General features: G+C 72.2%; 5 protein-coding genes, 1 rRNA gene and 1 pseudogene. 1 reads left to right on the plus strand and 6 read right to left on the minus strand.

Going from position 1 to position 7,130, the window contains the following annotated elements; genetic code table 11:
* Nucleotides 1-15 precede the first annotated feature (15 nt).
* From ACZ3OF_RS35700 to ACZ3OF_RS35710, 3 genes are all read right to left on the minus strand, one after another.
* Nucleotides 16-1,050 carry a FecCD family ABC transporter permease gene (locus ACZ3OF_RS35700; protein ID WP_361671401.1) on the minus strand — a complete coding sequence of 345 codons (1,035 nt, stop codon included), beginning with the start codon at nucleotides 1,048-1,050 and terminating at the stop codon, nucleotides 16-18.
* Entirely contained in the window at nucleotides 1,047-2,102 is a 1,056-nt protein-coding gene (locus tag ACZ3OF_RS35705; RefSeq protein ID WP_467309006.1) for an iron chelate uptake ABC transporter family permease subunit, read from the minus strand. The genes ACZ3OF_RS35700 and ACZ3OF_RS35705 overlap by 4 nt, the downstream gene beginning before the upstream one ends.
* A gap of 120 nt (nucleotides 2,103-2,222) precedes the next feature.
* Nucleotides 2,223-3,347 (minus strand): HAD hydrolase-like protein, encoded by a 1,125-nt coding sequence (locus tag ACZ3OF_RS35710; protein WP_467309008.1) that lies wholly within the window; start codon nucleotides 3,345-3,347, stop codon nucleotides 2,223-2,225.
* 79 nt (nucleotides 3,348-3,426) lie between these two features.
* On the opposite strand from ACZ3OF_RS35710, the gene ACZ3OF_RS35715 reads away from it, so the two are divergent.
* Nucleotides 3,427-4,701, plus strand: coding sequence for a DUF1015 domain-containing protein (locus tag ACZ3OF_RS35715; protein WP_361671406.1), 1,275 nt, complete (start codon nucleotides 3,427-3,429; stop codon nucleotides 4,699-4,701).
* A 68-nt stretch (nucleotides 4,702-4,769) separates the two neighbouring features.
* Here the strand turns inward: ACZ3OF_RS35715 and ACZ3OF_RS35720 are convergent, their stop codons facing one another.
* The 3 genes and pseudogenes from ACZ3OF_RS35720 to rrf form a co-directional block, all read right to left on the minus strand.
* Nucleotides 4,770-5,555 carry a hypothetical protein gene (locus ACZ3OF_RS35720; protein WP_361682306.1) on the minus strand — a complete coding sequence of 262 codons (786 nt, stop codon included), beginning with the start codon at nucleotides 5,553-5,555 and terminating at the stop codon, nucleotides 4,770-4,772.
* 480 nt (nucleotides 5,556-6,035) lie between these two features.
* A pseudogene (locus tag ACZ3OF_RS35725) lies at nucleotides 6,036-6,734 on the minus strand (tetratricopeptide repeat protein); the annotation flags it as partial.
* 305 nt (nucleotides 6,735-7,039) lie between these two features.
* A 5S ribosomal RNA gene (gene rrf, locus ACZ3OF_RS35730) occupies nucleotides 7,040-7,130 on the minus strand; the annotation flags it as partial.

Genomic DNA, 7,130 nt, shown 5'->3' on the forward strand with positions numbered 1-7,130 from the left:
TCACCTTCGCGTCCGTCATATCCGTCCCGCCTTGCGTTCGGTGACGAGCAGCCACAGCAGATAGCAGCCGCCGAGCACCCCGGTGACGACACCCACCGGAAGCTGCCGGTCGCCGAAGGTGTTGGTCGCGGTCCAGTCGGCGACGAGCAGCAGGACGGAGCCCATGAGGGCGGAGGCGGCGAGGTTGGGGCCGGGCGAGCGGGTCAGCCGCCGCGCGAGCTGCGGGGCGCTGAGCGACACGAAGACGATGGGCCCGGCCGCGGCGGTGGCCACGGCGACGAGCAGCACGGCGGAGCCCATCAGCACGATGCGGGTCCGCTCCACCTTCACACCGAGGGCGTACGCGGCGTCGTCGCCCATCTCCAGCATCCGCAGCGCCCGCCCGTGGCCCAGGACCAGCGGGATCAGGACGCAGCAGACGGCGAACAGCGGCCAGAACTGCTCCCAGTCGCGCCCGTCGAGCGAACCCGTCATCCAGACGGTCGCGCGGGTGGCGTCGACGAGGTTGGCCTTGGTGATGAGGTAGTGGATGACGGCGGTGAGCATCGCGGCCGCGCCGATGCCGACGAGGACGAGCCGGTAGCCGTGGATTCCTCGCTTCCAGGCCAGCAGGTAGATCGCGGTGCCGGTGACCAGCGCACCGACGACGGCGCCTCCCGCGGCGGCCATGGCACTGCCTTGGAAGAGGACGATGACGGCCAGCGCGCCGACCGTGGCGCCCTGGCCGAAGCCGATGACGTCGGGGCTGCCGAGCGGGTTGCGGGAGATGGACTGGAAGACCGCGCCGCCGATGCCGAGCGCCGCGCCGACGAAGACGGCGACGAGGACGCGAGGCAGCCGCAGGTCCATGACGGCGAACTCCTGGACGGCGGTGCCGTTGCCGAGGAGGGTGGCGACGACGTCGCCGGGAGCGATGGGGAAGTCTCCGCTGCCGACGAGCACGACGGCGGCGGCGAGGGTCACGGCGAGCAGCCCGACCATGGAGAGGGCGGCGCGGGGCGCGTAGCGCAGGGAGAGGCCGGCGCCGGTCCGTAGCGTCTTGGTGGTCACAGCTGGGCCATCCTCTTGCGGCGGACGAGGCGGATGAAGACGGGTCCGCCGATCAGCGCGGTGACGATGCCGACCTGGAGCTCCGCCGGGCGGGCGACGAGCCGGCCGACCACGTCGGAGCCGAGGAGCAGGACGGGCGAGAGGACGGCCGCGTACGGCAGGATCCAGCGCATGTCGGGTCCGGTGATGGCGCGTACGAGATACGGGACCATCAGGCCGAGGAACACGATCGGCCCGCAGGCGGCTGTCGCGGCGCCGCACATCAGCGTGACGGCGGCCATCGCGATGACACGGGTGCGGTTGAGGTCGGCACCGAGCGCGCGGGCGGTGTCGTCGCCCAGCTCCATGGCGTTGAGCGGCCGGGAGATGAGGAGGGCGAGGACGACGCCGACGAGGATGAACGGCGCCACGCGGCGCACGGTCTCCATGTCGGCGGAGGCGAGCGAGCCGACGGTCCAGAAGCGGAGCCGGTCGAGCGCGGCCGAGTTCAGCAGCTGGACGGCGTTGACGTAGCCGTAGAGCGCGGCGGTGGCGGCGGTCCCGGCGAGCGCGAGGCGCACGGGCGTGGAGCTGCGGCTGCCGCCGAGGACGTACACGACGACGGAGACGACGGCGGCGCCGGCGAACGCGAACCAGATGTAGTCGCTGACGTCCGTGATCCCGAGGAAGGCGATCGCGGAGACGACGGCCGCGGCGGCACCGGCGTTGACACCGAGGAGTCCGGGCTCGGCGAGCGGGTTACGGGTGAGGCCCTGCATCACGGCCCCGGAGAGGCCGAGGGCGACACCGACCAGCAGCCCGAGGAGGGTCCGGGGAACGCGTACGTCATGGATGATGACGTCGTTTCCCGCGCCGGTGTTCTGGAACAGCCCGTGCCACACGTCGCCGAGCGGCACCGGTTTGGCGCCGATCATGACGCTCAGGACACAGACCAGCAGCAGGACTCCGACGGCCACGACCAACCCGACGGCGCGCACGGAATGCCGGCGCGTCGGCGTCTGGTCGGGGCCGGTCGAATCCGCGCTCGCTCGGGAGGGACTCTCGACCAACACGGGAGTTAGGTTAGCCTACCCTGCTATCGGCGTTCGATCCCCGTCCGCAGGTCAGAACCCCGGCGCGAGCCCCGCGGGAGAAGACCCCAGGGAGCGAGCCCCGGCCGGGGCCCCCACCCGTCACAGCCCCAGCCGCTCCAGCGCCTTCCCCGCGTCCGACCCGCAGGCTCCCGCCCCGGCTTCCGTCCACGCCGCCGCGCACAACGCCCGCACCCCGTCCAGAGCGTGCCCCTCACCGTCGAGGACGAGCTCGCCACCGCGCGCCTCGGCCGACCAGCCACCGCACACGAAGCCGCCGCGCACCCCGACCACGTCCGGCTGCCCGGTCAGCAACCCCCGCAGATCCGCGTCCACATACGTCGGCCGGTGCTCCGGAACCGCCGCCAGAAGCTGCGCCACGTCCGTCACACCCGTCAGTACGAGCAACGAGTCCACGCCCCCGTTGAACGCCCCCTCGATGTCGGTGTCCAGCCGGTCCCCGACCACCAGCGGCCGCTCCGCCCCCGTCCGCAGCACCGTCTCACGGTGCATCGGCGGCAACGGCTTCCCCGCCACCTTCGGCTCCACGACACCGCCCGTGGCGATCCGTACGACCTCCACCGCCGCCCCGTTCCCCGGCCCGATCCCCCGCGTCCCCGGAATCGTCAGGTCCGTGTTCGAGGCGTACCACGGCACACCCCGCGCCACCGCGTAGCCCGCCTCCGCGAACCGCCCCCACGGCATCTCCGGCCCGCCGTACCCCTGCACCACGGCCGCCAGCCCGTCCACGTCCGCCGACTCCACCGGCTCGAGGCCCCGCTCGCGCAGCGCCACCCGGAGCCCCTCCCCGCCGACCACCAACACCGGCGACCCGGCGGGCACCTCGTCGGCGATCAGCCGCGCCACCGCCTGCGCCGACGTGATGACGTCCGCCGCCTCCGCCGGCACCCCCAGCTCGGTCAGATGCGCGGCCACCGCGTCCGGGGTCCGCAGCGCGTTGTTGGTGACGTACGCGAGGTGCATCCCGCCGTCCCGGGCCACGCCCAGCGCGTCGACGGCATGGGCGATCGCCTCCCCGCCCGCGTACACCACGCCGTCCAGGTCGAGCAGCGCCGTGTCGTACGCCTCGCTCAGCGCCCGCTCACTGCCGGCCGGCCGGTCCCTGACCTCCCGCGAACCGTGCCGCAGGCCCGGCCGCGCGCCCGGCTCCGGACCCCGTTCCGAGCCCTGCCGCACGCTCTGACCGCCCTGGCCGCCGTCACCCATGACCTCGTACTCCTCACGTCTCAGCCGTCCCGACTCCCCCGATCATCGCTCATTGCCACCGCGCACTTACGATTGCGCAATGATGAGCAGAGGTCCTGCGGCCAATGACGGTCTGCACCTGGTCCCGTTCCGGGGACTCCGTTATGTCCCCGATCGGGTCGGAAGCCTGGCCGCCGTGACCTCACCGCCGTACGACGTCGTCGTACGGCCCGACGGACTGCACCATCTCGAGTCCGCCGACCCCCACAACATCGTCCGGCTGATCCTGCCCCAGGCCGTCACCGCCGGCACCCGCCACCGCAAGGCCGCCGTCACCCTCGACCGCTGGCTCGCCGAGGGCGTCCTCGCGCCGGACCCCGAGCCCGCGCTGTACGTGTACGAGCAGAGCGGCGACGGCATCCTGCAACGCGGCATCATCGGCGCCCTGGAACTCTCCACCCCGGCCGAGGGCATCGTGCTCCCCCACGAGGACGTCATGCCGCACGTCGTCGAGGACCGCGCCGCCCTGATGCGGACCACCGCGGCCAACCTGGAGCCGCTCCTCCTCACCTACCGGGGCAACGGCAACGGGACGGCCGAGGTCATCGAGCGGACCGTCGACCGCGAGCCCCTGCTCGCCACCACCACGGAGGACGGCTTCAGCCACCGCCTCTGGGCGATCACGGACCCCGCCGAACTCGCCGCGGTCTCCGCCGGCCTCGCCGAGCACCAGGCTCTGATCGCCGACGGCCACCACCGCTGGGCGACGTACCTCCGCCTCCGCGAGGAGCACGCCCAGCCCAGCCCGTGGAACTACGGACTGGTGCTGCTCATCGACACCGCCCGCTACCCCCTCCGGGTCCGCGCCATCCACCGGCTGCTCAACCGCCTCCCGGTCGCCGACGCCCTCGCCGCCCTCGGCGACGGCTTCCGCGTACGCCGCGTCGAGGGCACGCTGGCTGAGGTCATGGAGACCCTGGCGTCCGCCGCGTCCGACGGCAACGCCTTCGTCCTCGCCGGAGACGGCACCTTCCACCTCGTGGACCGGCCCGCCCCCGAACTCCTCGCCCGTACGGTCCCCGCGGACCGACCGGAGGCGTGGCGCACCCTGGACGCCACGGTCCTGCATGCCACGCTGCTCGACCACCTGTGGCACATCCCGGACGACCCGGAGGACATCAGCTACATCCACGACACCGAGGCCGCCGTGGAGCAGGCCGAACGCCGCGGCGGTACGGCGGTGCTCATGCATCCCGTACACGAGGACGTCGTACGGGACCTGGCCCGACAGGGCGTCACCATGCCGCGCAAGTCGACGTCCTTCGGACCGAAGCCGGCGACGGGCCTGGTGCTCAGAAGTCTGGCGCTGGACTGAGGACATGGAGAAGGGCGGCACCCCGGCCGGGGTGCCGCCCTTCTCCATGTCCCTTACGAGATCAACGCTTACGCCTTGTCGTCCAGGTCCTCGTCGTCCTCGTCGTCCTGGTCGTCGATCTGGTCCGCCTCGTCGACGGCGTCGGTCTCGTCCGACTCCTCGGACTCGTCCAGCTCGTCGATGGCGTCCACGAACTCGACACCGTCCAGCTCGGCGAGCCGGTCGGAGGCGTCCGTGGCCCCGTCCTTGTCCGACTCGACCGTCTTGGCGAACCACTCACGGGCCTCGCCCTCACGCCCGGCCGCGAGCAGCGCGTCGGCGTAGGCGTAGCGCAGGCGCGCGGTCCACGGGTGGACGGCGGTGGACGCGAGCTCGGGGCTCTGGAGGGTCACGATGGCGGCGTCGAGCTGCCCCATGTCCCGACGGGCACCGGCGGCGACGAGACGCATCTCGACCTGCCCGGCCTTGTCCAGCTTCCCCACCTCGGCCTCACCGGCCATGGCGAGCGCACGCTCGGGCCGGCCCATGCCGCGCTCGCAGTCGGCCATGACGGGCCAGAGCTCGACACCACCGGTCATCCGCCGCGCGGCCCGGAACTCGGCCAGCGCCTCGGAGTACTTCTGCGTGGCGTACGCGGCGAAGCCGGCGGCCTCACGGACGGCGGCGACACGCGAGGCCAGCCGCAGGGCGATACGGGAGTACGCGTACGCCTGCTCCGGGTCCTCGTCGATCAGGTTGGCGACCATGACGAGGTTACGTGCGACGTCCTCGGCGAGCCCCTTGGGCAGGCTCATGAGCTCCTGGCGCACGTCCGCGTCGATCTCCTCACCCGTGACGTCGTCCGGGATCGGCAGCCGCTTGATGGGCGCGCGGTCCGGACGGTCCCGGTCACGGTCGTCCCGACGGCCGTAGCCACCCCGGTCGTCGCGACCGCGGTAGCCGCCACCGCGGCTGTCGTCACGACGGTCGTCGCGGCGGAAGCCACCACCACGGCTGTCGTCGCGACGGGGCCCACGAGGCCGGTCGTCACGGCGGTCGTCACGGGGACGGTCGTCGCGACGGAACGACGACGGCCGCTCGTCCCGACGGTCGTCACGACGGAAGGAGGGACGGTCGTCGCGCGGACGCTCGTCACGACGGTCGTCACGGGGACGGTCGTCACGGCGGAAACCGCCACCGCGGTTGTCGTCGCGACGGTCATCACGGGGACGGTCGTCACGACGGAACGACGGACGGTCGTCCCGGCGGAAACCGCCGCCGCGGTTGTCGTCACGGCGGTCGTCACGACCGAACGACGGACGGTCGTCGCGCGGACGCTCGTCACGACGGTCGTCACGCGGACGGTCGTCGCGCCGGAAACCACCGCCGCGGTTGTCGTCACGACGGAACGACGGACGGTCGTCGCGCGGACGCTCGTCACGACGGTCGTCACGCGGACGGTCGTCACGGCGGAAACCGCCACCGCGGTTGTCATCGCGCCGGTCGTCACGCGGACGGTCGTCCCGACGGAAGCCACCACCACGGTTGTCATCACGTCGGTCGTCGCGGCGGAAACCGCCACCACGGTTGTCGTCACGGCGGTCATCACGACGGAACGAGGGACGGTCGTCCCGACGGTCGTCACGCGGACGGTCGTCGCGGCGGAAACCACCCCCACCCCGGTTGTCACCCCGGTTGTCGTCACGTCGGAACGAGGGGCGGTCGTCACGGCGGAAGCCACCGCCGGTGCCGGCACCGCGGTTGTCATCGCGACGGTCGTCCCGGCGGAAGCCGCCGCCGCTGCCGCCACGGTTGTCATCGCGGCGGAAGCCCCCGCCGGTGCCGCCGCCACGGTTGTCGTCACGACGGAAACCACCGCCGCTGCCGCTGCCGCCACGGTTGTCATCGCGGCGGAAGCCCCCGCCGGTGCCGCCGCCACGGTTGTCGTCACGACGGAAACCACCGCCGCTGCCGCCGCCACGGTTGTCGTCACGACGGAAACCACCGCCGCTGCCGGCACCGCGGTTGTCATCGCGACGGTCGTCACGACGGAAGCCGCCGCCGCTGCCGCTGCCGCCACGGTTGTCATCGCGACGGAAACCACCGCCGGTGCCGCCGCCACGGTTGTCGTCACGACGCGGGCCACGGAAGCCGCCCCGCTCGCCGCCGTCCCTACGACGCGGCTCGCGCTCCGGACGATCGTCGGGAGAGTTGGTGGACATCGACGTGACTCCTGTCTTCGGGTACTGCAGTCATTCTCGCGCAGTCGGCACTCCGACGCGCTTCGGAAATAATCAAGGAAAAACAAAAGGACCCTTGGTCCCAGCGTGAACGCTGGGACCAAGGGTCCTGAAAGATTGTTCGGCGGCGTCCTACTCTCCCACAGGGTCCCCCCTGCAGTACCATCGGCGCTGAAAGGCTTAGCTTCCGGGTTCGGAATGTAACCGGGC

The organism is Streptomyces sp. NPDC022552 (genome assembly GCF_055561875.1).

What these genes read in the sequence shown, in the direction of transcription:
- ACZ3OF_RS35710 (WP_467309008.1), bottom strand. Translation starts at nt 3,347, where the DNA reads ATGGGTGACGGCGGCCAGGGCGGTCAGAGCGTGCGGCAGGGCTCGGAA.
- ACZ3OF_RS35715 (WP_361671406.1), top strand. Translation starts at nt 3,427, where the DNA reads ATGATGAGCAGAGGTCCTGCGGCCAATGACGGTCTGCACCTGGTCCCG.